Annotated in this window: 21 protein-coding genes; 12 read left to right on the forward strand and 9 right to left on the reverse strand. The window is 72.1% G+C overall.

Features of this window, described 5'->3' with window-relative positions; translation table 11 throughout:
* The first annotated feature begins 24 nt into the window (after positions 1–24).
* Genes araB through araA form a run of 3 tightly spaced genes read left to right on the forward strand, consistent with a single transcriptional unit; the run spans position 25 to position 3,772 of the window.
* Positions 25–1,677: a ribulokinase gene (araB, locus tag KME77_RS18235; RefSeq protein ID WP_308250753.1), complete on the forward strand. Its 1,653-nt coding sequence runs from the start codon at positions 25–27 to the stop codon at positions 1,675–1,677.
* Positions 1,674–2,321, forward strand: a complete 648-nt coding sequence (locus tag KME77_RS18240) for an L-ribulose-5-phosphate 4-epimerase (protein WP_219468983.1) — start codon at positions 1,674–1,676, stop codon at positions 2,319–2,321. Before araB ends, KME77_RS18240 begins: the two co-directional genes overlap by 4 nt.
* Positions 2,318–3,772 carry an L-arabinose isomerase gene (araA, locus tag KME77_RS18245; RefSeq protein ID WP_219468985.1) on the forward strand — a complete coding sequence of 485 codons (1,455 nt, stop codon included), beginning with the start codon at positions 2,318–2,320 and terminating at the stop codon, positions 3,770–3,772. Before KME77_RS18240 ends, araA begins: the two co-directional genes overlap by 4 nt.
* Positions 3,773–3,840: 68 nt before the next feature.
* Here the strand turns inward: araA and KME77_RS18250 are convergent, their stop codons facing one another.
* The 4 genes from KME77_RS18250 to KME77_RS18265 form a co-directional block, all read right to left on the reverse strand.
* Positions 3,841–4,920, reverse strand: coding sequence for a serine hydrolase domain-containing protein (locus KME77_RS18250; RefSeq protein ID WP_219468989.1), 1,080 nt, complete (start codon positions 4,918–4,920; stop codon positions 3,841–3,843).
* Positions 4,921–5,048: 128 nt separating this feature from the next.
* On the reverse strand, positions 5,049–6,548 hold the full coding sequence (locus KME77_RS18255) for a sensor histidine kinase (protein WP_219468991.1): 1,500 nt from the start codon (positions 6,546–6,548) through the stop codon (positions 5,049–5,051).
* A gap of 25 nt (positions 6,549–6,573) precedes the next feature.
* Positions 6,574–7,275: a response regulator transcription factor gene (locus KME77_RS18260; RefSeq protein WP_219468995.1), complete on the reverse strand. Its 702-nt coding sequence runs from the start codon at positions 7,273–7,275 to the stop codon at positions 6,574–6,576.
* Between the two features lie 9 nt (positions 7,276–7,284).
* Entirely contained in the window at positions 7,285–7,716 is a 432-nt protein-coding gene (locus KME77_RS18265) for a PLD nuclease N-terminal domain-containing protein (protein ID WP_246610068.1), read from the reverse strand.
* 21 nt (positions 7,717–7,737) lie between these two features.
* On the opposite strand from KME77_RS18265, the gene KME77_RS18270 reads away from it, so the two are divergent.
* From KME77_RS18270 to KME77_RS18280, 3 genes are all read left to right on the forward strand, one after another.
* Positions 7,738–8,943: an FAD-binding protein gene (locus tag KME77_RS18270; RefSeq protein ID WP_219469003.1), complete on the forward strand. Its 1,206-nt coding sequence runs from the start codon at positions 7,738–7,740 to the stop codon at positions 8,941–8,943.
* Between the two features lie 90 nt (positions 8,944–9,033).
* On the forward strand, positions 9,034–9,885 hold the full coding sequence (locus tag KME77_RS18275; protein ID WP_219469006.1) for an LLM class flavin-dependent oxidoreductase: 852 nt from the start codon (positions 9,034–9,036) through the stop codon (positions 9,883–9,885).
* 36 nt (positions 9,886–9,921) lie between these two features.
* Entirely contained in the window at positions 9,922–10,314 is a 393-nt protein-coding gene (locus KME77_RS18280; protein ID WP_246610070.1) for a DUF3224 domain-containing protein, read from the forward strand.
* A 35-nt stretch (positions 10,315–10,349) separates the two neighbouring features.
* On the opposite strand, the gene KME77_RS18285 is transcribed toward KME77_RS18280, so the two are convergent.
* Genes KME77_RS18285 through KME77_RS18295 form a run of 3 tightly spaced genes read right to left on the reverse strand, consistent with a single transcriptional unit; the run spans position 10,350 to position 13,458 of the window.
* A complete protein-coding gene (locus tag KME77_RS18285; protein WP_308250754.1) occupies positions 10,350–11,249 on the reverse strand; it encodes a TauD/TfdA dioxygenase family protein in 900 nt (299 codons plus the stop codon).
* Between the two features lie 27 nt (positions 11,250–11,276).
* Positions 11,277–12,287: a hypothetical protein gene (locus KME77_RS18290; protein ID WP_219469008.1), complete on the reverse strand. Its 1,011-nt coding sequence runs from the start codon at positions 12,285–12,287 to the stop codon at positions 11,277–11,279.
* Between the two features lie 4 nt (positions 12,288–12,291).
* Positions 12,292–13,458, reverse strand: coding sequence for an ATP-grasp domain-containing protein (locus tag KME77_RS18295; RefSeq protein ID WP_219469011.1), 1,167 nt, complete (start codon positions 13,456–13,458; stop codon positions 12,292–12,294).
* A 420-nt stretch (positions 13,459–13,878) separates the two neighbouring features.
* Here KME77_RS18295 and KME77_RS18300 point away from each other — a divergent pair, with 420 nt between their 5' ends.
* The 4 genes from KME77_RS18300 to KME77_RS18315 are packed head-to-tail and all read left to right on the forward strand — an operon-like array spanning position 13,879 to position 18,812.
* Entirely contained in the window at positions 13,879–15,714 is a 1,836-nt protein-coding gene (locus tag KME77_RS18300; protein WP_219469014.1) for a class I tRNA ligase family protein, read from the forward strand.
* On the forward strand, positions 15,711–17,519 hold the full coding sequence (locus KME77_RS18305; RefSeq protein ID WP_219469019.1) for a lysine N(6)-hydroxylase/L-ornithine N(5)-oxygenase family protein: 1,809 nt from the start codon (positions 15,711–15,713) through the stop codon (positions 17,517–17,519). Before KME77_RS18300 ends, KME77_RS18305 begins: the two co-directional genes overlap by 4 nt.
* Positions 17,494–17,766: a cupin domain-containing protein gene (locus tag KME77_RS29935; RefSeq protein ID WP_219469022.1), complete on the forward strand. Its 273-nt coding sequence runs from the start codon at positions 17,494–17,496 to the stop codon at positions 17,764–17,766. Before KME77_RS18305 ends, KME77_RS29935 begins: the two co-directional genes overlap by 26 nt.
* Entirely contained in the window at positions 17,763–18,812 is a 1,050-nt protein-coding gene (locus KME77_RS18315) for an FAD-dependent oxidoreductase (protein WP_219469025.1), read from the forward strand. Before KME77_RS29935 ends, KME77_RS18315 begins: the two co-directional genes overlap by 4 nt.
* 506 nt (positions 18,813–19,318) lie before the next feature.
* Here KME77_RS18315 and KME77_RS18320 read toward each other — a convergent pair.
* On the reverse strand, positions 19,319–20,299 hold the full coding sequence (locus tag KME77_RS18320; protein ID WP_219469028.1) for an AF_0692 family protein: 981 nt from the start codon (positions 20,297–20,299) through the stop codon (positions 19,319–19,321).
* A gap of 73 nt (positions 20,300–20,372) precedes the next feature.
* Here KME77_RS18320 and KME77_RS18325 point away from each other — a divergent pair, with 73 nt between their 5' ends.
* Positions 20,373–21,941 carry an FAD-binding oxidoreductase gene (locus tag KME77_RS18325; RefSeq protein ID WP_246610071.1) on the forward strand — a complete coding sequence of 523 codons (1,569 nt, stop codon included), beginning with the start codon at positions 20,373–20,375 and terminating at the stop codon, positions 21,939–21,941.
* Positions 21,942–22,430: 489 nt separating this feature from the next.
* Positions 22,431–23,969 (forward strand): acyl-CoA carboxylase subunit beta, encoded by a 1,539-nt coding sequence (locus KME77_RS18330; RefSeq protein ID WP_219469032.1) that lies wholly within the window; start codon positions 22,431–22,433, stop codon positions 23,967–23,969.
* Between the two features lie 50 nt (positions 23,970–24,019).
* Here KME77_RS18330 and KME77_RS18335 read toward each other — a convergent pair whose 3' ends face one another.
* Entirely contained in the window at positions 24,020–24,706 is a 687-nt protein-coding gene (locus KME77_RS18335; protein WP_219469036.1) for an SDR family NAD(P)-dependent oxidoreductase, read from the reverse strand.
* Positions 24,707–24,899 lie beyond the last annotated feature (193 nt).

Consider the following 24,899-nt stretch of genomic DNA (forward strand, 5'->3'; position numbering starts at 1 on the left):
CGTACCGGTCCCTAGGGAGATTGTGTGAACGCTAACAGCGACAGGTACGTGATAGGCGTCGACTTCGGCACGCTGTCGGGGCGCGCCGTGGTCGTGCGCGTCTCCGACGGGGCCGAGGCCGGCACCGCGGTGCACGAGTTCACCCACCGGGTCATCGAGGACCGGCTGCCCGGGACCGGTATCCGGCTGGGCCCGGACTGGGCGCTCCAGTCGCCGCAGGACTGGCTGGACGTGCTGCGCACCGCCGTGCCCGACGCGGTGGCGGCGGCGGGCGTCGATCCGGCGCAGGTCGTCGGCATCGGCACCGACTTCACCGCCTGCACGGTGCTGCCGACCACCCGCGACGGCACGCCGCTGTGCTTCCTGACGCCCGAGCGCCCGCACGCCTGGCCCAAGCTGTGGAAGCACCACGCCGCGCAGGCGCACGCCGACCGCATCAACGCGCTGGCCGCCGAGCGGGGGGAGAGCTGGCTGCCCCGGTACGGCGGCAAGATCTCCTCGGAGTGGGAGTTCGCCAAGGGGCTGCAACTGCTGGAAGAGGACCCGGAGACGTACGCCCGCGCCGACCGGTGGGTCGAGGCGGCGGACTGGATCATCTGGCAGCTGGCCGGCGTCGAGACGCGCAACGTCTGCACCGCCGGATACAAGGGCATTTATCAGGACGGGCACTATCCGTCTGCGGAGTTCTTGGCGGCGCTCAACCCCGACTTTTCCGGATTTGTCGGGAAACTGGGCCAGGAGGTGGCACCGCTCGGCGGGCTCGCCGGCCGGCTGACCGCCCAGGCGGCCGAGTGGACCAAACTGCCCGAGGGCATCGCCGTCGCCGTCGGCAACGTGGACGCGCACGTCACCTCCGCCGCCGCCGACGCGGTCCGGCCCGGCCAGATGGTCGCGATCATGGGCACCTCCACCTGCCACGTGATGCCCTCCGACCAGCTCTCCGAGGTGCCCGGCATGTGCGGCGTGGTCCGCGACGGCATCGTCCCCGGGCTGTGGGGCTACGAGGCCGGGCAGTCGGGCGTGGGCGACATCTTCGCCTGGTTCGTCGACAACGCCGTGCCCGCCTCGTACGCCTCCGCCGCCGCCGAGCGCGGCCTGTCCGTGCACGACCACCTGACCGAGCTGGCCGCCGCACAGCAGGTGGGGCAGCACGGCCTGGTCGCGCTCGACTGGCACAACGGCAACCGGTCGGTGCTGGTCGACCACGACCTGTCCGGCGTGGTCGTCGGCCAGACCCTGGCCACCAGGCCCGAGGACGTCTACCGCGCGCTCATCGAGGCCACCGCGTTCGGCGCCCGGGTCATCGTCGAGACGTTCGAGGCGTCCGGCGTGCCGGTGCGGGAGTTCGTGGTCGCCGGCGGGCTGCTGAAGAACGCCTTCCTCATGCAGGTCTACGCCGACGTGCTGCGCAGGCCGCTGTCGGTCATCGGCTCCGACCAGGGGCCCGCGCTCGGCTCGGCCGTCCACGCGGCCGTGGCCGCCGGCGCGTACGAGGACGTCCAGGAGGCCGCCACGGCCATGGGATCGCGGCAGGAGAACGCGTACACGCCGGACCCCGGCCGGGCCGACGCCTACGACCGCCTCTACGCCGAGTACCGCGAGCTGCACGACTACTTCGGGGACGGAAGGATGCTGCACACACTGCGCGCCATCAGGAACGAGGCGCACCGGCCATGAGGCGAGTCGTCTGCGAGCTGCACGCGGAGCTGGTCCGCAACAACCTCGTCGCCTGGACGGCCGGGAACGTGTCAGGACGGGTCCCAGGTGAGGACCTGTTCGTGATCAAGCCGTCCGGGGTCTCCTACGACGAGCTGACCCCGCAGGACATGGTCGTCTGCGACCTCGACGGCAACCTGGTCGAGGGCGAGCACGCGCCCTCCAGCGACACCGCCGCCCACGCCTACGTCTACCGCCACCTGCCCGAGGTGGGCGGCGTCGTGCACACCCACTCCACGTACGCCTCCGCCTGGGCCGCGCGCGGCGAGGCCATCCCGTGCGTGCTGACCGCCATGGCCGACGAGTTCGGCGGAGAGATCCCGGTCGGGCCGTTCGCGCTGATCGGCGACGACTCCATCGGCCAGGGCATCGTCGCGACGCTCAAGGGCCACCGCTCCAAGGCCGTGCTCATGCAGAACCACGGCGTCTTCACCATCGGCCCGACCCCCAAGGCGGCGGTGAAGGCCGCGGTGATGTGCGAGGACGTGGCCCGCACCGTGCACGTGGCCCGGCAGCTCGGCGAGCCGCTGGCCATCGCGCAGGCCGACGTCGACCACCTGTACGACCGCTATCAGAACGTCTACGGACAGAGGAGCCCGCGTTGAACATCTGGTTCCTGACCGGCAGCCAGGGGCTGTACGGCGAGGACACGCTGCGCCAGGTCGCCGAGCAGTCGCAGCGGATCGCCGCGCAGCTCCCGATGCCCGTCGAGTGGAAGCCCGTGCTCACCGACGCGGCCGCGATCAGAAGGGTGATGCTGGAGGCCAACGCCGACGACTCGTGCGGCGGCGTGATCGCCTGGATGCACACCTTCTCCCCGGCCAAGATGTGGATCGCCGGCCTGGACGCGCTGCGCAAGCCGCTGCTGCACCTGCACACGCAGGCCGACGTGGAGCTGCCGTGGAGCTCCATCGACATGGACTTCATGAACCTCAACCAGGCCGCCCACGGCGACCGCGAGTTCGGCCACGTGCAGACCCGGCTCGGGGTGCCGCGCAAGACCGTGGCCGGGCACGTCAGCGACCCGTACGTGGCCGAGCGCGTCCTGTCCTGGACGCGGGCCGCCGCCGGCCTGGCCGAGGTGCGCACGCTGCGGCTGGCCCGGTTCGGCGACAACATGCGCGACGTGGCCGTCACCGAGGGCGACAAGGTCGAGGCGCAGCTGCGCTTCGGCGTCTCGGTCAACACGTACGGCGTGAACGAGCTGGTCGAGGCCGTGGACGCGGCCTCGGAAGGCGACGTGACAGCGCTGGTCAAGGAGTACGCCGAACAGTACCGGGTGGCCCCCGAGCTGCTCGGCGAGCGCAACGAGTCGCTGCGCTACGCCGCCAGGATCGAGCTGGGGCTGCGCGGCTTCCTGGAGGCCGGCGGCTTCAAGGCGTTCACCACGAACTTCGAGGACCTCGGCGGCCTGCGCCAGCTCCCCGGCCTGGCCGTGCAGCGCCTCATGGCCGACGGGTACGGCTTCGGCGGCGAGGGCGACTGGAAGACCTCGGTGCTGCTGCGCACGCTCAAGGCCATGAAACCGGGCGGCACGTCGTTCATGGAGGACTACACCTACCACCTGACGCCCGGCGAGGAGCTCATCCTCGGCGCGCACATGCTGGAGGTGTGCCCGTCGATCGCCGCCGGCACCCCGTCGTGCGAGATCCACCCGCTCAGCATCGGCGGGCGGGAGGACCCGGTGCGGCTGGTGTTCGACGCCGCGCCGGGGCCGGGCATCACGATCGGGCTGGCCGACATGGGGGACCGGTTCCGGCTCGTCGCCAACGAGATCGACGTCGTGCCGCCGCCGCACCCGCTGCCCGCCCTGCCGGTCGCCCGCGCGGTCTGGCGGCCCCGGCCGAACCTGCGCACCTCCGCCGAGGCCTGGCTGACGGCGGGCGCGCCGCACCACACCGTGCTGTCCACGGTCGTGGGGGTGGAGGAGCTGACCGACCTGGCCGACATGCTCGGGGTGGAGCTGCTGGTCATCGACGCCGACACGACGCCCAGGTCGTTCGCGAAGGAGCTGCGCTGGAACCAGGCGTACTACCGGCTGGCCCAGGGCCTGTGACGCGGTGATCTTGCCGGTGGGGTGCCCACCGGCAAGATCGCCGTTGCCTGTAGTTCGGCGGTCGGTGGTCAGCGGGTCCTGGCGACCTCGGCCGCCACGGCGCGGAAGGCCGTCAGGGCCTCCTGCTGGTCCGGGCGCCCGCCGGAGGTGACCGACTTGACGATCACCACGTCGTGCTTGGGCGAGACGTAGATGTACTGGCCGCCGAACCCGGCCGCCATGAAGTCCCCGCCGCTGCCGCCCAGCCACCAGTGCAGGCCGTAGCCGGGGTTGGCCGGGGACGGCTGGAGCGACGCCTTCACCCAGGACGCCGGGACGACCTGGCGTCCGCCGGCCTTGCCGCCGCGCAGGTACAGCAGCCCGAAGCGGGCGAAGTCACGGTCGGTGGCGTAGTAGCAGCAGTACCCGAGGCTGTCGCCGCGCGAGTCGTGGCCGACGGTCGCCCAGGACTCCATCCCGGCCGGCCGCCAGATCTTCCGCTCCACGTACCGGTGGTACGGCACGCCCGTCGCCTTGGTGAGCAGCCGGGCCAGGACGAAGGAGTTCATGCTCGTGTACTCGAACCTGCTGCCGGGCTCCCACCCGCGCACCTGACGGGCGGCCAGCTTCCTGACCGAGGCGCCCTTGTTGACCGCGGCCTGCAGGCGCGGCGCGTCCGTCAGCTCGTCCCACTCGATGCCGGACGACATGCGCAGCAGCTCGCGGACGGTCACCTTCGCGTAGCCGGAGCGGGCCAGCTCGGGCAGGTACTTGTCCACCCGGTCGTCGACCGAGCCGATCCGCTTCTCGGCCAGCGCGATCCCGACGGCGGCCGAGGTGAACGACTTGGCCATCGACCAGGACTGGAACCGGGTGTCGCGGGTCGCGTCCCGGTACCGCTCCAGGACGACGTCCTGGCCGTCCAGGACCACGAAGCCGTTGGTCCTCGTGCGGGACAGGAAGTCGTTCAGGGTGTGCTCCTGGCCCTGGTAAGTGTAGGTCACCGTGAGCTTCCTGGGCGCGGTGCGTAGTTTGACCGGATGTGCCGACGGTCGCAGCACGTCGGCGCGCTCGGCCTTCGACACGGGGCTGGCGGCGGCTGAGGTGGCAGGCGCGCCGGTCAGGACTGCTAGCAGCGTGATGGGTAGCACATAACGGGCGATGTGCATCTTTTCTCTCCTCCGAAGGGTGAGTGCTCCGGGCGGAATGGTGGCGCGTCTTCTTGGCATCTTTCTGGCAGAGCTTGTGGCGGGGCCTTCTGGCGGTGCTTCATGGCAGGGCTTTCTGGCAGGGCGGGTTACTCCAGCCAGGACCGTGCGATCTCCGCCGGACCGGTTCTTCTGGGAAGGCGCACCTCGGCGCGCGTGCCGGGCCCGTCGAGCGGGACGCCCAGCGTGGCGCCGCCGCCGTGGAGCGTCGCCTGCTGCCGTACCAGCGTGAGCCCGAGCCCCGAGCCGGGGCTGCCGGAGCGGCGGCGGAAGCGGCCGAACATCGCCTCCCGGTCCTCCGGCGGCACCCCGGGACCGTCGTCCTGGACGGCCAGGACGACCGCCTCCTCCCCGGTCTCCACCGTCACGGTGATCGCGGCGGAGCCGTGCACGGCCGCGTTGTCGAGCAGGTTGTCGGCGATCATCCGCAGCCCCTCGGCCCAGCCGCGCACCCGCGCGCCGTCCGCGAGCCCGGTGGTGATCGTGGCCTTCGGGTGGCGGCGGCGGGCGTCCTCCACCGCGTCGTTGACGATCTCCGCCACGTCGGCCTCGGTGAACGCGGCCGGGTCGATCAGCTCCCCGCGTGCCAGGCAGCGCAGCATCGTGATCAGGCGCTGGATGCGGCCGTGCTCGGCGAGCAGGTCGGCGATGATCTCGGCGCGCTCGGCGGGGTCCAGGCCGGGGTGGTCGAGGAGGGACAGGTTCGGGCCCATGCTGGTCAGCGGGGTGCGCAGCTCGTGGGCGGCGGTGGCGGCGAAGGCGCGCGCCGTCTCCAGGGCCTCGCCGGTGCGGGCGACGGCCGCGTCCCGGCGGTCCAGGAGGTCGTTCAGCAGCCGGGCCAGCTCGTCGATCTCGGCCACACCGGCCGTCGTGGTCAGGCGCGTCTCCGTACGGGGGAGGGGATCGGCAGTGCGGGCGGCGCCTGTGCGGTCGGGGGGATCGGCGGTGCGGGCGGCGCCTGTGCGGGCGCGGGGATCGCTTGTGCGGGCGGGGGCGTCGTCGGCGCGGGCGGTCGCGCCGATCGTACGGGCCTGCCGGCCGAGCCGTGACAGCGGTCGCACCGCGAACGCGCCCAGCGCCAGCCCCGCCACCACGCCGACGCCCGCCGCCGCCACCGTGACCGGCACCAGCCGCTGGGCCAGCGCCGCGATCTGGTCGCCGAGGCGCTCCTCCGGCTCGAACAGGATCAGCCGCGCGTCCCCCTGCCACCCCACGGCCCCGGCCACGAACCGCCAGCGCCGCTCGCCCTCGACGTGGTCGCCAGGACCGTCCCCGGCCGGCGGCGTCCCCGGCACGTCGCCGATGACCAGCAGCTTCGTCCCCTTCAGCACGACGCACGCGCCGCCCGAACCGGCGGCGGTGACCAGGCGCTGCTGCAGGAAGTCGGGCGGGATGGCGGGCAGCACGCGCGCCCGCCACGTGTACGACGCCGCCACCGGGGTCAGCGCCCGCAGCCGCGCGGCCAGCCGGTCGTCACGCTCGGCCCGCAGGTCCTGCGACACCAGCGCCAGCACCACCAGCCCGGCCAGCGCGACCAGCAGCGGGACGGCGACGGCCAGGCAGAGCGCGAACCGCGTGGACAGCTTCACGGCGGGGGGTCCCGCAGCGCGAGGTTCATGGCCGCGAACCCCCGGGCTCCCGCAGCACGAAGCCGACGCCGCGTACCGTGTGCAGCATGCGCGGCTCGCCGTCCGCCTCCAGCTTGCGCCGCAGGTAGCCGACGAACGTGTCCACCGCGTTGCCGGTCACCTCGAAGTCGTAGCCCCACACCCGCTCCAGCAGCACCGAGCGGGACAGCACGATGCCGGAGTTACGCGCCAGCACCTCCAGCAGGTCGAACTCGCGCCGCGTCACCACCACCTCCCGCCCCCGCAACGTGACCCGGCGCGCGTCCGGATCGACGGCCAGCGGCCCCACCCGCACCGCCGCGCCGGGTGCGCGTCCGGCCCGGCGCAACAGGGCGCGCAGGCGCAGCACCAGCTCGCCCAGGTCGAACGGCTTGACCACGTAGTCGTCGGCGCCCGCCGCCAGCCCGGCCCTGCGGTCGGCCACCTCGTCCATGGCCGACAGCATCAGCACCGGAACCTCCGACCCGGCCTCCCGTAACCTGCCGCACACCTCGATGCCCGACATCTCCGGCATGGACACGTCGAGGATGATCGCGTCAGGCCCCTCGCCCGCCCGTTCCAGCGCCTGCCGCCCCGAGCCGGCGGTGTCCACGGCGAACCCCTCCAGCCGCAGCCCGCGCCGCAGCGAGCGCAGGATGGCCCGGTCGTCGTCCACGGCCAGGATCCGGTACGCGGTCGTCGCGGTCATCGCCGCCGCTCAGTCCTCCTCCTCGGGCTTCTTCGGGGCGTTCCTGCGCTGCTCCTCGGCCCGCTCGCGCAGGCGGCGCAGGAACTCCTCGTCGTCGTCCGGGTTCGACGGCACGGCGGGACCCGGCCGGTCCTGCCCGGGGCCCGGCCGGTCGAACGCCGGGTACGAGCCGCCGCCCGCCTGCCGGGGCACCCGCTGCGGCCGGCCCGCGATCAGCCAGACGACCGATCCCACCAGGGGGAACAGCAGCACGATGACGATCCACACGATCTTCGGCAGGTTGCGGCACATCTCGTCCGGCGTGGTGATCGCATCGAACAGGCAGTACAGCCACAGCACGAGCGTGGCCAGGCCGAAAGCTTCGGACAGGTAGAGCACGATGATCTCCTCGATGGCCGAACCGATGGCCGAAACCAGCCGCCCGCACGCGGGCGCTGACAAATCGTATGGCAGGGTGGCACGGTGACGCTGACCAACTGGGCGGGGAACATCACGTTCCGCGCGCTGACCGTTCACCATCCCTCCACGCTCGACGAACTCCAGCACCTGGTCGCCGATTCGGCCGCCATCAGGGCGCTGGGCAGCGGCCACTCGTTCAACGACGTCGCCGACGGCCCAGGTGACCTGGTCACCCTGGACCGCCTCCCGTACCCGATCGAGATCGACAAGGACGCGGCCCGCGTGCGCGTCGGGGCGCGCACCACGTACGCGGAGCTGGCGCCCGTGCTGCACGCGAACGGGTTCGCGCTGGAGAACATGGCGTCGCTGCCGCACATCTCGGTCGCTGGCTCGGTCGCGACCGGCACGCACGGCTCGGGCGTCGCCAACCAGAGCCTGTCCTCGGCCGTGTCCGCGCTGGAGCTGGTCACCGCCGACGGCTCCGTGGTCGCGCTCGAACGCGACGACGACGACTTCCCCGGCGCCGTCGTGGCGCTCGGCGCGCTCGGCGTGGTCACCTCGGTCACGCTCGACCTGGTGCCCGCCTTCGAGCTGCGCCAGTACGTACGTGAGGGCCTGCCCGAGGACTTCGACTTCGAGGCCGTCATGTCGGACGGGTACAGCGTCAGCCTGTTCACCGACTGGCGGGACACCGCCAACGTGTGGATCAAGCGCCGCACCGAGCTGCCTGCCGGGGACTGGCACGGGACCCGCGCCGCCGACGGGCCGCGCCACCCGGTGCCGGGCATGCCGCCCGGAAGCTGCACCGAGCAGCTCGGCGTCCCCGGCCCCTGGTACGACCGGCTGCCGCACTTCCGCGCCGACTCGCCGCCGAGCAGCGCGGGCGACGAACTGCAGACCGAGTTCCTGCTGCCCAGGCAGCACGCCACCGAGGCGATCCGCTCGCTGCGGGGCATCGCGGACCGCATCCGGCCGGTGCTGCAGATCTCCGAGGTCCGCACGATCGCGGCCGACGAGCTGTGGCTGAGCCCCTACCGCGGTCGCGACACCGTCGGCATCCACTTCACCTGGAAGAAGGACTGGGCCGGGGTGCTGCCGGTGATCGGGCTGGTGGAGGAGCGGCTGGCGGAGTTCGAGCCACGGCCGCACTGGGGGAAGCTGTTCACCCGGTACCCCGCCTGCCCGGAGCGCTTCTCCACGCTGGCGCGGCGCTACGACCCGGCGGGCAAGTTCCGCAACGACTTCGTGCGCGTACTGCTGGGGGAGTAGGCGGGGAGCGGGCGTTTGCGCCTGGCGCGGTATCGGATCACCGGTCTCGCGGACGATGTACCGGGGGCGCGGGTGGCCGATCGTGGGAGCATGCGTACGCATCCGTTCAGATTCGGCGTGGTGGCCGGTCATGACCTCCATCCCGACGCGTGGGGCGAGCTGGGGCGCCGCGTGGAGGGGCTCGGCTTCGACACGCTGCTGGTGCCGGGGCCGGCGGGGCCGCTCGGGGCGTCCGGCATTCCGGATGTGGCGTCTTCAGGGACGGTGTCCGCGTCCGGGGCGGTGGCGTCGTTCGGCGGCTTGGGGGCCGTCGCCGCCGCGACCACCACGCTGCGCGTCGGCACGTACGTCGTGGACGCCCCGTCCTGGACGCCGGAGCGCGTCGCGCGTGCGGCGGCCGGGCTGTGCGCGCTCAGCGGCGGCCGGTTCGAGCTGGGCCTGGGCGCCGCCCCGCCCACGACCGTCGACACCCCCGCCGACCGGCCCACGACCGCTGACCAGCCCACGACCGGCGACACACCTGCCGACCAGCTCAAACGCCTGACCAGGACGGTCGACGCCGTACGCGCCCTGCCCGGCGCCGACGGCGTGCCCGTCCTCATCGCGGTGTCGTGCAGCGGCCTGCTCAAGGTGGCCGCCGAGAAGGCCGACACGGTGGCGCTCCAGGTGCCGCCGTGGTGCCCGGAGGAGCGGGTGGCGGCCATGCTGGACGAGCTGTACGAACTGGCCGGCGACCGCTACGACCGCCTGGAGCTGCACCTGTCCCTGGCCGCGGTGGGCGCGAGTCCGTACCAGGGCGCCGGAGTCCTCACCGGGACCGTGGACCAGATGGCCGGCGTCCTGCTGGAGCGCAGGGACAAGCTCGGCATCTCGTACGTGTCGGTGAACGCCCAGGCCATGGAGAACTTCGCCCCGGTCGTGGCGATGCTCAGCGGTACCTGACCGTATCTGACAGGTATGGCCGCCACGATGGTACGCATGACAGCAAAGGGAACCTTCGACACCGCCGGCTGGACCCCCGACTCCCCGTACGAGGACAGCGACGGCGTCTCGTTCGGCCACGTCACCTTGAACAAGACCTTCCACGGCGACCTGACCGGCACCAGCGTGGTCCACATGCTCGTGGCCGGGACGCCGGTGGAGGACTCCCGCGCGTACGTGGCGATGGAGCGGGTCGCGGGCAGCCTGGACGGCAGGCAGGGCAGCTTCGTGCTGCAGCACTCCGCGGTGGGCGACAGGGGGGAGCAGTCGCTGCGCGTCAGCGTCGTGCCGGACTCCGCCACCGGGGAGCTGAGCGGCCTCAGGGGCGAGATGGACATCGTCATCGCCCCCGACGGCTCACACTCGTACACCTTCGACTACCGGCTCTGACTCCCCGGCCCGCCACGCCGGCCGCGGACGTGCCGTCACACCGTGACCGTGTCCTTCGTGCCGGCCACCGCGCGGCTCGGCCTGCCGTCCACGCCGACCGGCAGCTCGCCGGCGAGCGCGACCCGGTGCAGGCGGCGTCGTTCGCGGCCGAAGTCGTGGACGACGCGGTGCTGGGTGGCGCGGTTGTCCCACACGGCCACGTCGCCGGCCGCCCAGCGCCACCTGACGGTGTTCTCCACCTGCGTGACCTGGTCCTGGATCAGCTCCAGGACGGAGGCGGAGGCCTGCGCGGACATGCCCTGCACGTACTTGGCGCTGTAGCCGAGCAGGATCGCCCGCTCCCCGGTCTCCGGGATGACGTGGACGACAGGGTGTTCGGTCTCGTACACCGTGGAGGTGAACGCCTTGTACCGCTCCCTCGACTGCTCCGGATCGTCGGCGTCGACCACGCGGGCGTAGTCGTACTGGTTCGTGTGCACAGCGCGTAACCGGTCGAGAAGGTCGCGCAGCTCGGCGGGCAGGTGCTCGTAGGCCGCGACGGTGCTGGCCCACAGGGTGTCGCCGCCCGCGGACGGGACGACGAGCGCCCGCAGTATCCCGGCCATCGGCGGGCGCGGGACGAACGTGACGTCGGTGTGCCAGCGGTCGACCTTCTTGCCGCCGAGGTAGTCGATGTCGAAGATGTAGGCGTTCTCGTCGTGGGCGGGCATGGTCGGGTGGGCGGTGGTCAGGTCGCCGAGCAGCCGTCCGAAGGCCACCTGCTCACCTTCGTCGAGGTGGTCCTGGTGGCGGAAGAAGAGCACCTTGTGGCTGAGCAGGGCGCGGCGGATCTCGGCGACGACGTCGGCGGGCAGGCCGCCGCCGAGGCGGACGCCGCCGACCTCCGCGCCGATCCGGGCCGTGAGGCGGGTGATGCGCATGATGGTTCCCTCCACGTGGTGCTCCGGCCGCCGCCCGCGGGGCTAGGCGGGCAGCAGCAGTCGGTCGGCGGACAGGGAGCGCAGGGCGTGGAGATTCCGCTCCGTCCTGCGCCTGACGAACTCGCGCTGGCCGGCACTCAACGGCGCCCGATAATGCGTCCCGGCCGGCTCGAACCTCTCGGTGGCCAGTCCCTTGGAATACCTGAGCGTTTCCTCGTCGAAATTGTCGGGGAGTTTCTCCGATTGCGGCAGGGCGAACCAGGATTCGAGCGCGTGGAATGTTCTCGCCGCGTCGGCGGCAAGACTTCCGTATTCCATTGCCCGCCACGCCACCCCCGTTCCGGAATCGCCGGAGAAAAGCTCCGCCGTCGCGTTCCACACGCCGGTGTAAAGCTCAAGCAGACCCTCCGGCGCGCCCTTCGCGACATACCCCTCACTTTCCAGGTACGTGCGCAGCGCGCGCTCCTCCTCGTTCATGTCGCACCAGGGCGGCAGCACGTCGCGCAGGGCCGCCATCACCCTTTCCGGCTCGCGCCAGAGAAGCACCCAGCGGGCGTCGGCATTTCTTGTCGCGGCGAGCACCACCGGCGCGATCCAGCTTCTCAGCTTCACCACGAGGGCGCGCCGCGACATCGCCGCCGTGGCCGCCGAATAGGCGACCAGCGCGCGAATGAGGCGATACGCCGACTCCCGCTCCGCCGGGCCGGTCGCGTAAACGGCGTTCCGGCTCGCCGAGACGAGGAAGTACGGCTCCTTCAGCACCATCGTGTCCGGGCGGAGCGCGACGAGATTGGCCATGAGGGTGGAGCCGCACCGCATCGTGTGGCCGATGAAGCGGGCGGGCCCCTCGGGCTCCATCTTTCGCGCCTGACGGACGAAGTCGGCCAGCGGGAAGCAGGTCTCCTCCATGCCGCCGCTCACCTCGACGACGTCGGCGTACCAGACCTCGCCGAGCAGGACCGGACGCGGGATCCGCCGCAGGATCACCTCGTCGCCGGTGACCGCGACGGGCAGGAACCCCTTCGCGGCGTGGCTTTCCAGAGTGGCGCGCATGCCTTCAGCACCTCCGGGTCGACGTGGACGCGTGCTGCCGTACCTCCTCCATCGCGGCCTCCAACGCCGCTGTGTCGTCCGCCACGACGACCACCGCGACTTGTGCCGACTCGGGCGCCGACCAGTCGGTGACCGCGCTGACCTGGGGAATCCCGGTGATGGTTCGCGTCTCGTGGGCCGGCAGCACGAGCATCCCGGCCGCGCCGGTGACGCGGGGCGGCGCGGGCAGCCGGCCGGTGGCCAGCACCTCCAGCACCGCCTCGTACGGGCGGGTCCGGCCGCCGGTGGCCAGCGGCACGAGGTGGGAGTTGATCAGGTCGCCGCCGAGCCGCGCCCCGACCTCCAGCACGACCGGGCCGGTCGTGGTCAGCCGCAGGTCCACGTGGAAGCCGCCGGAACACAGCCCGACGGCCCGCACCGCGGCCTCGGCCGCGCGCACCACCTCCTCCAGCCTCGGCCCGGGCAGAGCGGAGGGGAACACGGTGGTGTGCGTACGGAGGTCCTCGCCGACGGTCTTGTCCGTCACCCCGAGGACAACGATCGAGCCCTCGCCGGCCACGCCCGCCACCGAGTGCTCACTGCCCTCGGCGAACTCCTCGACGACGAACGCCGGCGACGGCACGTAGTTCAGTGACGCGCTCCGGACGATCTCCTCCAGGTCGCAGCCCGGCGTGACGAACCGGATGCCGAGGCCGCCGGAGGTGTGGGCGAGCTTGAAGACCAGCCCGGCGGCCTGGGGCGGGCCGGTCACCGCCGCGCGCAGGTCGGCGATCGTGCTGCCGGGGCGCCACCAGGGGTTCAGGCCGCAGGGCTCCAGCGCGCGGCGCTGGGCGACCTTGTCGCCGCAGGTGGTCGCCGCCGCGAGCCCCGGACCGCGCAGCCCCAGGGCGTCGGCCACATGGGCGGTCAGTCGTACGTACCGGTCGCCCCAGCACGTGACCACGGCGGGCGGGCGCCGCAGCCCGGCGACGATCTCCTTGGCGCACTCGGCCGCCTCCGCCCGCCATCGGAAGGCGCCCGTACGCACGCCGGGCAGGCTGACGTGACCCAGGTCGGCGTCGGACAGCACCTGGACCCCATGCCCCAGCCGGGTCGCCGCGTCGAGCTCCGCGCGCCATTCCAGGGGCGAGGGGCGGAGTCCGAGGTAGAGGAAGTCCCATTTGTCGGACATGCCGCACCTCGACTGATCGGGAACCTGGAACGGGCCCAGATGACCTTGAGCACATAGTGCAGTACCCCCGGCGCGGCGCGAATACTCGTGACATTTCAGTTTCCCGACAATGGGCCGTTACCGGCGTGACGGTTGAGTTCTCCGACGGCCGGGCCGCTTTCCTGAGTTTTCGCATCTCAGCACGAGAATATCGCCGCCGAAAGGCGTCCCGAACGGCACGTTGAATTAATCACTGTGAACCCTCATTCGCCTGTCCGCCCCGTCTGGGAGAACTTACCGGACCGCTACCATCAGGAAGGCGGCACGCCTTGTAGCGTTAAGATCGCCCATTGTCCTCCCATGTGAGGAAGTGATTAACGCATCGTCCTGTGCTCGCGAATGCTCCTTGACCAGCACCCCCCCTGACGGGAGCGCGCTCGAATGAACCGTGATGCCTTGCTGATCACGACCTCTCCGCCGACCCCGAACGGCGATCTGCATCTGGGGCACCTTTCCGGCCCCTATCTCGGCGGGGACATTCTCGCCAGACACCTGAAACGCCGCGGCCATGCCGTCGCCTGCGTCTCGGGCATGGACGACCACCAGAGTTACACCGAGCGGACCGCCGCGAGACGCTCCTGGTCCGCCGACAAGACCGCGGACTGGTACACCGAGCGCATCCTCCGGGCATGGGCCGGGGCCGGCGTCGTCGTCGACGAGTGCTGGTTCCCCCGAAGCTCCGTCGCGCACGCCGAGTCGACCCGGACGATCTTCCGCAAGCTGTACGACGAGGGCGCGATCGTCCCCAGGACGACCGGCCTGCCCTACTGCGCGCGCTGCCGCGCGTGGCGCTTCGAGGCGTACGTCACCGGCGGCTGCCCGCACTGCGGACGGACGTCCGGCGGCAACTCCTGCGAGGAGTGCGGCCTGCCCAACGACAACCGCGACCTGCGCGAACCTGCCTGCGTCACCTGCGGAACCGCCTGCGAGATCCGCCCGTGCCCCCGGCTGTACCTGCCGCTCGAACCCTGGCGCGAACGGATCGAGGAGCATCTCGGCCAGACCACCATGGACCACCACCTCACGGCCCTCACCTCCCGGCTGCTGGCCGCCCCGCTCCCCGAGATCGCGGTCAGCCATCCGACGACGTGGGGCCTGCACGTGCCCGTCGAGGGGTTCGACGACCACTGCGTCTACGTCTGGATGGAGATGGCCGTCGGTTACCTCACGGCGACCCGGCAGCTCGCGGCCGACGTGGACTGGATGGCGCTGTGGCGGGCACCGAGCAAGGTCGTCCAGTTCATCGGCTTCGACGGCGGGTTCTTCCACAGCATGCTGATCCCGACGGTCCTGCACGCCTACGACCGCGAGCTGGCCGGGCCCTCGGCGCTGATCTGCAACCAGTTCTACCGGCTGGGGGGCGGGAAGTTCTCGACCAGCCGCGACCACGCCGTCTGGCTGCTGGACGCCCTGGAGACGGTGCCCCCCTCGCTGCTGCGCCTGTACGTCGCCTGGACCCGGCCGTCGACCGCGCAGACCGGCTTCACCTGGGAGGACTTCGACGCCTTCCACGCTTCGGGGCTGCCGGCGAGCTGGCGCACCTGGCTGACCGCCCTCTCCGACCGCCGCACCGCCGCCGCGCACCACCGCCGCGCCTCCACCATGGGGCATCAACGCGACCAGGCCGAAGAGCACCGACGCGACCCCGCCGGGGGACACCCGCGCCCTCACACCGAAGGACACCGAGACGCCCTCCATGTCGCGGGACACCGAGATGCCCCTCATGTCGCGGGACACCGAGATGCCACCCACACCGAGGGACACCGAGACATCGCCCATGTCGTCGGACAGTCGTCCGGCGACCACCAGACGGACCTCCTGACCGTCCGGTTCCTGAGCCGCGCGCAGGACGTCCTGAGCGACGTGGACCTCGCCCTCTCGGCCGAGGAGTTCTCGCCGCGCCGCGCCCTCCTGCTGCTCCATGAGCTGGCCGAGGACGCCAGGGAGTTCGGCGGCGGCCTCGACGCCCTCAGGGACGTGCCCGGCGGCGCGTACATCCAGGGCGTACGCGCCGAGCTGGCGGTGGCCGCCGGGTTCGCGGCCGGGCTGTACCCCATCGCTCCGGACCTCGCGCAGGAGCTGTGGACCGCGTTGCGCCTCGACCACGGCCCCGCGGACACGCCCTGGCAGGACGTGGCCGCCATGGCCGTCCCGGTCCCCCTGACCCCGGGGAACCTTCCAGCCGACTGCCCGCTCCTCTGGGCGAGAGCCGGATGAACCGCCGCACCCGGCAGTCCCCGCAGGAATGCGACTTCATCGGGGTCGGCGTCGGCCCGGCCAACCTCAGCCTGGCCGCGCTCAGCCACCCCGTCCCCTGGTTGCGCGGCGTCTTCATGGAGCGGCGCGAGCAGTTCCAGTGGCACCCCGGCCTCATGCTGCCCCGCGCGCAGCTGCAGGTCAGCTACCTCAAGGACCTTGTCACCCTGGTGGACCCGACCAGCCGCTACTCCTTCCTGAACTACCTGGCCACGCAGCGGCGTCTGTATCGCTTCCTCGTGGCCAGTCGTGACGGCTGCTCCCGCCAGGAGTACGAGACGTACTGCCGCTGGGTCGCCGCGGAGCTGCGGACCATCAGGTGGGGCTGCCAGGTCGAGGGGGTCCAGTTGCACGGCCCGGCCGCGTTCGAGGTCAGGACGGTGAACGGCGGCAGGTTCAGGAGCAGGACGGTGGTCGTGGGCACCGGGCGCACTCCCGCCATGCCCGACTTCGCCCGCCGCCTGCGCGGCAGCCGGGTGCTCCACAGCGCCGACCTGCTCACCGTGAACCCGCGCGTACGCGCCAAGGACGTGCTCGTCGTCGGGGCCGGACAGAGCGCGGCCGAGACCTTCCTCCACCTGAGCTGCGACGACTCCCAGCTGCCCAAGTCGCTCACCTGGCTGTCGTCCGGGCCGGGTTTCCAGCCCCTCGACGACTCCCCGTTCACCAACGAGTGGTTCAACCCCTCGTACGTCGGCTACTTCCACCGCCTCAGCCCCGCCAGACGCGAGGGGCTGCTGCGCGAGCAGCGGCTGGCCAGCAACGGGATCAGCCAGTCGCTCCTGCAGGCGATCTACCGCCGCCTGTACGACCTGGACGTCCAGGACGGCGAGCGCATGAGGCACCGCCTGCTCACCAGCCGCAGACTGCTCGGCCTGGAGGAGAGGAACGGCCGCGTCCTGGCGTCCGTCCACGACCTGGATCTCGACAGGACGGAGGTCCTGCGCTGCGACGTGGTGATCTGCGCGACCGGCTACACCAGCGACTTCCCCGCCTACCTGGAGCCCATCCGCGGCCGCTTCAGCTTCACCGGCCGCGGCTTCGACGTGCGCGAGGACTACTCGGTGCGGTGGGACGCCCCCGCCGGACTGCAGCTGTTCGTCCAGAACGCCGCCGAGCACACGCACGGGGTCGCCGACCCCAACCTCAGCCTGCTGTCCTGGCGCAGCGCCCGAATCCTGAACGCGCTGGCTGGCCAGGAGGTCTACGACATCGAAGGATCGGCCACGACGATCACCTGGGAGCGCGATGGCCGACCACACAGCCAGGAAGACGGCCGGTCGAACGGACGGGAGGCCCTCTGGGCGCACGATCGGAAAGACACCCGACCGTACGGCCAGGACGATGACCGGCCGTACGGCCGAGAGGATGACCGGCCACCGGGCCAGGCGAACGGCCAGGCGTACGGACGGGAAGGCCGCCGGACGCGCTGCCAGGAAGAGGCTCAGCCGAACGGCCCGGAGGACGACCGACCGCAGGACCGGCAAGACGGTCAAGCGAACGGCCGACCACAGGACCGGCGAGACGCTCAGCCGAACGGCCGGAAGAACGGCGGGCCAGAGGGCCGGCGAGACGCTCAGCTGAACGGCCGGAAGAACGGCCGACCGTACGGCCAGGGAGACGACCGGCCGTCCGGCCAGGAAGTAAGTCAGGAAGTCGGCCAGGAAGGATGCCCCGATGAAGGCTCCCAGCTCACCGATACGCCTGCACCACGACACCCCAGCGGTATCCGCGTCCGGCGTGGCGGTCGCCGAGTTGCTCTGTGATCCTGCCCCTTTCTCCTCGTCGCTGTTCACGGTGCCGCAGGGCGCGATCACCGACCCTGACCAGCACGAGGTGGTGGAGATGTGGTTCATCCACCGCGGGGCCGGAACCCTGCTCTCCGGAGGTGAGGAGCTGCCGGTCAAGGCGGGCGACACGGTCCTGCTCCGCAGCCAGGTGCCCCACCAGGTCCGCAACACCGGCACCGAGCTGCTGGAGGTGCTCAGCATCTGGTGGAGGCGACCCCGATGACGGTCTACGACCTGGCGATCGTCGGCGGCGGGATGTTCGGCTGCCTGGCCGGTGACGAGGCCGCCCGGCGGCACCCGGACTGGAACATGCTGCTGCTCGACCGATCCGGCCCGGCCGCGGGCGCCACCGGCTGGTCGCTCGCCGCCGACATCCCCTTCGCCCTCACGCCCGCCCACCGTGACCTGATCGAGGAATGCGAACGGCAATGGCGGCGGCTGGCCGGCGAGCCCGCCGCGAGCCTGGCACGCGGCATCCGGATCGTCTACGTCACCGGCCAGGACCGGCTGCCCGCGCTGCAGGCGCAACTCGGCGAGCGGAAGCTGCGCGAGGCGTCTCCCGCCGAGATGGACACCGTGCGCCGCATGCTGCCGGACGTCCGGATCGGCGCCCACGAACTCGTCGTGACGCACGACGAGCCCGGCTCCGTGCTGCCGTCCCGGGAGTTCGTACGTGAGCTGCTGCGCGCCGGCCCCATGAAGGCCAGCACGCGCCTCGCCACGCCGCACCACGTCACCGCTGTTCGCGGCGGCGAACCCTGGTACGAGCTGGCCTGCGAGAGCGGCGACCTCTGGAGGGCGCGCAGGGTCATCCTGGCGACCGGTCCTTGGCGGCTGCCGCACCTGCCGGCGACACCCGCGCCGTTCACGCGTTCGGTGGTCAAGCGGGTGGCCGCGCTCCGGGTGGCGCTTCCCGTACGCGCCGGCGACCCGATCGTCTTCTTCCCCGAGGACGACCTGTACGTGCTGCCGAGCACGGACGGGACGGCGATGGTCAGCTTCAACCGGAGGTGCTGGGGACAGGATCCGGACCTGCTGGACGGCTCGCTGGAGGAGGCCGACCGGCGCTCCGGCGTGGCCGTCCTGGCGGCCAGGTGCACGGCCGCCGCCGGTCGCGTCGTCGGCGGCCAGGCGTTCTGCGACCGGTACACGGACGACCGCCTGCCCTACGTGTGGCGCGCGCCCCGCCTCGCGGCCATGCTGGCGGGCTCCGGGTCCGGCGTGAGACTGGCCCCCGGCATGGCCGCCCGCGCGGTCTCCGCCCTGTAGCGGCGCTCCACGCCGGTTGACCACCCCGGCAACACGGTCACGCTGACCGACCACGCCGGTCGCCCCGCCACGGCGATCGCCCACGTCGGTCACATAGTCACGACGATTGATCACGACGGTGGCGCGGTCACGCTGATCAGGCCGAATGCGCCACCAATGCCGTCCCGCCGTCCGTTGCCGTCTCACAGCCGGTTGCCGTCTCACAGTCCGTGCGGCGATCACGTCTCTCCTCGTCCGGAGCAAGCTGAGGGCATTTCGGGATCCAGGGCAAGCTGCAGCATTTCGGGCACCGACTCCGCAGGGCGACCGCTGACGCCGAGACGATCTCGCGGGGAGGAGCCAGCTCTCTGGGAGTGGAGCGTGCGAGGAGAGGGCCAAGTAAGCACGGTGACCACCGGAGGTCGTCGCTCTGGGAGGGCCGCGTGAGAAGAGACCAGCTCCTCTGAGAAGCGGGCGCCAGGAGAGGACCAGGAGAGGGCCAGGAGAGGGCCAGGAGAGGACGCTCGCTACCGGCTCTGAGGGGCGGCGGCCCGAAGGTCGTTGGTGGTGGCGCGGCGGGCGGCGAGGACGAGCAGCGTCACCGCGCCGAGCCCGAACACGATGTGGCTGGCCAGGTCCACCGCCGGTGTGCTCGGCACCAGCGGATGGGAGAGGAAGCCGTGCCACACGTAGGTCAGCAGCGCCCCACCGGCCAGCGCCATCCGGTGCCTGCCGTCCCAGCCGGGCCTGGCCGACCAGATCAGGGCCAGCGCCACCATCCCGATCTCCGCCCCGGCCAGCACCGCGATCGTCAGCGCGACCTGGGCGTTCGGCAGCAGGGTCGACGCCTCGAACACCAGGCCCGCCACCAGCGTCACCACGAGCACCAGCCACGGCGCGGGCGCCCGGCGCGGGCCGGGGCCGCCGGCCCGGGGGAGGCGGAAGGCCAGCACGACGAGCGCCACCACGATCACCACGATCGACACCAGTTGCGGGACGGAGGCCAGGAAGAAGCCGTTCATGTAGCTGAACACCGTTGTCATCGCCGCGCCCAGCACCGCCACCACGGCCGTCACGGCCAGGCCCACCTTGCCGAGCCACGGTGTGGTGCGCCGCTCGCCCGTCAGCTCCTCGGTCAGCGCGATCGGCACGCTCATGCTCCACACGGTGTGCAGCGCCAGCACGAACAGCGTCCACGGCACCCCGATCCCCAGCGCCGGGACGTACCCGGGATCGAGCAGTCGCTGCCCGGCGTAGTTGGGGTTGAACAGCGACATCGTCATGATCCCCTCCTCGAGCACGCCGTAGGCCAGGGACATGAGCACGATCGCCGGCCAGCCGAGCCCCGCCCTGCGCGCCACCTCGCGGATCAGCAGCGCAGCGCCGCCGTACGTGGGGGCGAGCATGAGCAGGAAGTGCAGCGAGCTGATCGGGAAGTCGCCGAGCAGGAACTCGGCAACAAGAGGCGACAGCAGGGCAAGCCCGAAAGCCGGGAGGATTCTTCGCATGACATCGATCGTGTCCGGATCCGGTCGCGAGGGGAGGTGTCATCGATCCTGACCTTGATATGACAATCTTCCTATGGCTGTGAGCTGTTGGGCGTGGGGCGCCGAGCCGAAGCTGGACGAGCTGCGGGAGACCGCCCGGCTGGTCAATGAGCACACCGGTCTGGGTGACATGTCCACCTGGGAGGATCCTGTCCCCTTCGACCGGGTACGCCTGCCGCCGCCCCGGCTGCCGGTGCCCGAGGCGTTGAAGGACTTCTGCGACGCCGAGCCGTACGAGCGGGCCCGGCACACGTACGGTCAGGCGTACCGGGACCTGATCAGGGCCTATCGCGGCGACTTCGGCCCCGCGCCGGACCTGGTGGCGCGGCCGCGCGACGAGTCGGAGATCGAGCGGACGCTGGAATGGGCGGCGGCCAACCAGGTCGCGGTCATCCCGCGCGGCGGCGGCACCAGCGTCGTCGGCGGCGTCGAGGCCCGCTTCGACGGGCCCGCTCTCTGCCTCGACCTGACCCGCATGAACCGCGTCCTGTCGGTGGACGCCGACTCCCGCGCCGCCCTCGTCGAGGCCGGCGCCTCCGGTCCGGGACTGAACGGGCAACTCCCGGAGGGGTTGCAGCTCAGGTTCTTCCCGCAGTCGTACGAGTTCTCGACGCTCGGTGGATGGATCGCGACCAGGGCGGGCGGGCACTACGCCACCCTCCACACGCACATCGACGACCTGGTCGAGTCGGTGCGGGCCGTCACCCCGGCGGGCGTCTGGGAGTCGCGCAGGCTGCCCGGCTCCGGCGCCGGCCCCTCGCCCGACCGCTGGCTGCTCGGCTCCGAGGGCGCCCTCGGCGTGATCACCCGGGCCTGGGTGCGGCTGCAGCGCCGGCCTGTGTACAAGGTGTCGGTGCCGGTACGGTTCGCCGAGTGGCGGGCGGCGGTCGCGGCCGTCCACGACCTCGCCCAGTCGGGACTGCACCCGTCGAACTGCCGGCTCCTGGACGCCCGCGAGGCGGCGCTGACGTCGGGCGGGGACGGGCGGCACGCGGTGCTGATCGTCGGCTTCGAGTCCGCCGACCATCCGGTGGACGCCTGGCTGTCCCGCGCCCTGCAGATCACCGCCTCGCACGGAGGCCGCCCGGACGAAGCGACTCGACGCGGCGGCGTGGCGGATGGCGGCGCGACGGGTGACGGCGTTACGGGGGGCGGGCGTCAGCGTCAGGACCAGGCGTGGCGCAACGCCTTCACCCGCATGCCCTATCTCAGGAACGCCTATCCCGGGCTGGGCCTGATCGCCGAGACCTTCGAGACGGCCGTCACCTGGGACCGCTTCCCCGCCCTGCACGAGGCCGTCATGGCGGAGACCAGCGCGACCTGCCGCTTCGCCTTCGCCTACCCGGACGGCCCCGCGCCCTATTACACGGTGGTCGTGCCCGCCGTACGGGGTGAGGAGGTCGCCCAGTGGGACGACCTCAAGCGACGTGTCTCCGACCTGCTGCTGCGGCACGGCGGCACCATCACCCACCACCACGCGGTCGGCCGCGACCACCGGCCGCACTACGACCTGCAACGCCCGGACCCGTTCGCGACGGCCCTGCGCGCGGCCAAGCAGGCCCTGGACCCGCACGGCATCCTCAATCCGGGTGTCCTGGTGTGACAGCTCGCGCCCCGCGTGCGACGTGCTCTCGCATCGGGCGCGTTCCGCCAGGGCCGGCCCGGCCATGGCGCGTGCTTGCCCCGCCCACACGTTCGGCGTGCTCTCTGAGCGCCCGGGTACGACCGGGACCGGCCCGGCTGTCGTGAGCGCCCGCTTCGCCCGCGCACGCGGCGCACCCTTCGAGCGGCTGGGTACCGGATCGGCGTGAGCGGCGATCGGCTCGTCTCCAGAGCCCCGCCGGTGTGGTCGCGGGAGGGGGTCTGCCGGTCGCGGTCGTTTACGGGGCGCTGGGCGGCGGCTAGCGTACCGACCAGCCGGTATGGCAGCGTGACCGACCAGAGCACCCCAAAGAGCCAGAGCACCCCAAGAAGCCAGAGCAACCCGCAACACCAGAACAGCCCAGAGGGCCGAGGCAACCAGAGCGAGCAGGCCGCGCGCGTGGTCTGCACCGCCATGACCGGCAAGCACCTCACGAAGGGACGGATCGCTGTGTGGGAACCCGAACTCGCCGAACTGGAGCGCCGCAAGCGGCTGGCCGAGCGCATGGGCGGCGAGGAGCGGATCGCCCGCCAGCACGCGACCGGACGCCTGACGATCCGCGAGCGCCTCGCCGCGCTCACCGACAGCTGGCAGGAGGTCGGCGCGCTGACCGGCCGTGCCGTGTACGGGGAGGCGGGGCTGGAGGACTTCACCCCGTCGAACGTGATCATCGGCAGGGCGGTGATCACCGGGCGCCGGGCCGTGGTGGCGGGTGACGACTTCACCGTGCGCGGCGGGGCCGCCGACGCCGCCATCCACGAGAAGCAGGTGCTGGCCGAGCGGATGGCGGGCGAGATGCGGGTGCCGCTGGTCAGGCTGATCGACGGGACCGGCGGCGGGGGGAGCGTCAAGCAGCTGGAGGACTACGGGCGCACCTACGTGCCGCACAACCCCGGCTGGGACCAGGTCGTGGCGAACCTCGGCCGTGTCCCCGTGATCGCCCTGGCCCTGGGGCCCGTCGCCGGGCTCGGGGCGGCGCGGCTGGTCACCTCGCACGTCTCGATCATGGTGAAGGAGCTGTCGCAGGTGTTCGTGGCCGGGCCGGCCGTGGTGGAGGCCGGGATGGGGGAGAGCGTCAGCAAGGAGGAGCTCGGCGGATGGCGCGCCATCTCGGCCGCCGGGACCGTGGACCTGGTCGCCGGGTCGGAGGAGGAGGCGTTCGGGCTGGCCAGGCGGGCGCTGTCGTACCTGCCGCAGAGCGCCTGGCAGAGGCCGCCCGTCACGGCCGCCGACGACGCGCCGGACCGGGAGTCGCCGGAGCTGAGCGGCCTCGTCCCGCGGGACCGGCGCAAGCCGTACGACATGCGGCGCGTGCTCGACCTGGTCTTCGACGGCGGGAGCGTGCTGGAGCTCGGCAGAAGGTTCGCGCCGTCGACGATCACCGCGCTCGCCCGGCTCGACGGGCACCCGGTGGCGGTGCTCGCGGCCGACCCGCGCGTCTACGGCGGCGGGATGACGGCGCAGGGGGCGGACAAGATGGCCAGGTTCGTGGATCTGGCCGAGACCTTTCACCTGCCGGTGGTGCACCTCGTCGACCAGCCCGGCTTCGTGATCGGCACCGCCGCCGAACGCGCCGGGACCATCCGGCACGGCGCCCGCGCGCTGGCCGCCGTCTACCAGTCGACGGTGCCGTGGGCGTCCGTGCTGGTCCGCCGCGTCTTCGGCGTCGCCGGAGCCGCGCACCGGCCGCACGACAGGTATGGGCTGCGCGTCGCCTGGCCCTCGGGCGACTGGGGGTCGCTGCCGGTCGAGGGCGGGCTGGAGGTCGCCTTCAAACGCATGCTGGCCGAGGCCGGCCCGGAGGCGGAGAAGCTGAAGGCGGAGATCGCCCAGCGGCTGGAGGCGGTCAGGTCGCCCTTCCGCACGGCGGAGGCGTTTCTGGTCGAGGACATCATCGACCCGTCGCGGACGCGGCCGGTGCTCACGGAGTGGGTGCGCGACGCCTACGCCGTCCTCGACCCCGGCCCCCGTCACACCACCCGCCCCTGACGACCGTTGCACAGGCGCTTCTCCTTCTCCGCACACCGGAACGCGGCCCGTCAGCTGTCGGAGGACGTCAGCTGGGCGATCGCGGCCTGCACCGTGGCCAGGTCGCCCAGGATCACCTCATGCCGATCCCGGTCGGTGTGCAGGCGCCAGTGGGTCTCCGCGACCGCCTCCGGGGAGGCGGGGGAGCCGGGGGCGACGGCGGCGGCGATGGGCACGTGGCCCACGTGGACGCCGCGCGGCCCCACGGCCTGGGCCAGCGCGAGCGCGTAGTTGCGCAGACCGGCGACCGCGATGCCGATGTTGCCCAGGAAGTCGATCGGGTGCACGGCCGAGATGCCCGAGGTGAACAGCAGCGTCCCGGAGCCGCGGGAGAGCATGCCGGGCAGGACCGCGCGGACCGCCGTCACCGCGCCCAGCACCGCCCCGTCGAAGGCGTCCTGGGCGCTTTCGGGGGTGACGCCGAGGGCCGAGGTGCGGGAGCGGGCGGTGCCGCCGCCGTTGTAGACCAGGACGTCGACCGGGCCGATGCCGTCGAGAGCGGCCGACAGGGCGGTGGGATCGGTCAGGTCGGCGGGATGCGCGGAGGCCGGGACGCCCTCCTCACCGAGAGCCGCCACGAGCGAGGCCAGGCGGGTGGCGTCTCGCGCGGTCAGCGCCACGCTGAAGCCCTCCCGGCCGAACCTGCGGGCGACGGCCAGCCCGATGCCGGGACCGGCGCCGATGACAGCGATCTTCATGAGGGACGGACTCCTTAAGTCGAGGGCGTGCCTCAGGTTAGCATGGAAATCGAGGGTGAGCCTCGACTTGGATAGGATGGGCCGCATGATGCGCCGTGACGCCCAGCGCAACCGCGACGCGCTGGTGGCGGCCGCCCGCGCCGTGCTCGCCGAGCGCGGGGTGGACGCGCCGCTCGAAGCCGTGGCCAAGCGG

Source organism: Nonomuraea rhizosphaerae, from assembly GCF_019396405.1.
In the GTDB taxonomy this organism is placed as follows: domain Bacteria; phylum Actinomycetota; class Actinomycetes; order Streptosporangiales; family Streptosporangiaceae; genus Nonomuraea; species Nonomuraea rhizosphaerae.

Coding starts and splice junctions, on each gene's coding strand:
- KME77_RS18325 (WP_246610071.1), top strand. CDS start 20,373: ATGGCTGTGAGCTGTTGGGCGTGGGGCGCCGAGCCGAAGCTGGACGAG.
- KME77_RS18305 (WP_219469019.1), top strand. CDS start 15,711: ATGAACCGCCGCACCCGGCAGTCCCCGCAGGAATGCGACTTCATCGGG.
- KME77_RS18260 (WP_219468995.1), bottom strand. CDS start 7,275: ATGACCGCGACGACCGCGTACCGGATCCTGGCCGTGGACGACGACCGG.
- KME77_RS18250 (WP_219468989.1), bottom strand. CDS start 4,920: ATGCACATCGCCCGTTATGTGCTACCCATCACGCTGCTAGCAGTCCTG.
- KME77_RS18300 (WP_219469014.1), top strand. CDS start 13,879: ATGAACCGTGATGCCTTGCTGATCACGACCTCTCCGCCGACCCCGAAC.
- KME77_RS18275 (WP_219469006.1), top strand. CDS start 9,034: ATGCGTACGCATCCGTTCAGATTCGGCGTGGTGGCCGGTCATGACCTC.
- KME77_RS18315 (WP_219469025.1), top strand. CDS start 17,763: ATGACGGTCTACGACCTGGCGATCGTCGGCGGCGGGATGTTCGGCTGC.
- KME77_RS18280 (WP_246610070.1), top strand. CDS start 9,922: ATGACAGCAAAGGGAACCTTCGACACCGCCGGCTGGACCCCCGACTCC.
- KME77_RS18335 (WP_219469036.1), bottom strand. CDS start 24,706: ATGAAGATCGCTGTCATCGGCGCCGGTCCCGGCATCGGGCTGGCCGTC.
- KME77_RS18240 (WP_219468983.1), top strand. CDS start 1,674: ATGAGGCGAGTCGTCTGCGAGCTGCACGCGGAGCTGGTCCGCAACAAC.
- KME77_RS18290 (WP_219469008.1), bottom strand. CDS start 12,287: ATGCGCGCCACTCTGGAAAGCCACGCCGCGAAGGGGTTCCTGCCCGTC.
- KME77_RS18320 (WP_219469028.1), bottom strand. CDS start 20,299: ATGCGAAGAATCCTCCCGGCTTTCGGGCTTGCCCTGCTGTCGCCTCTT.
- KME77_RS18295 (WP_219469011.1), bottom strand. CDS start 13,458: ATGTCCGACAAATGGGACTTCCTCTACCTCGGACTCCGCCCCTCGCCC.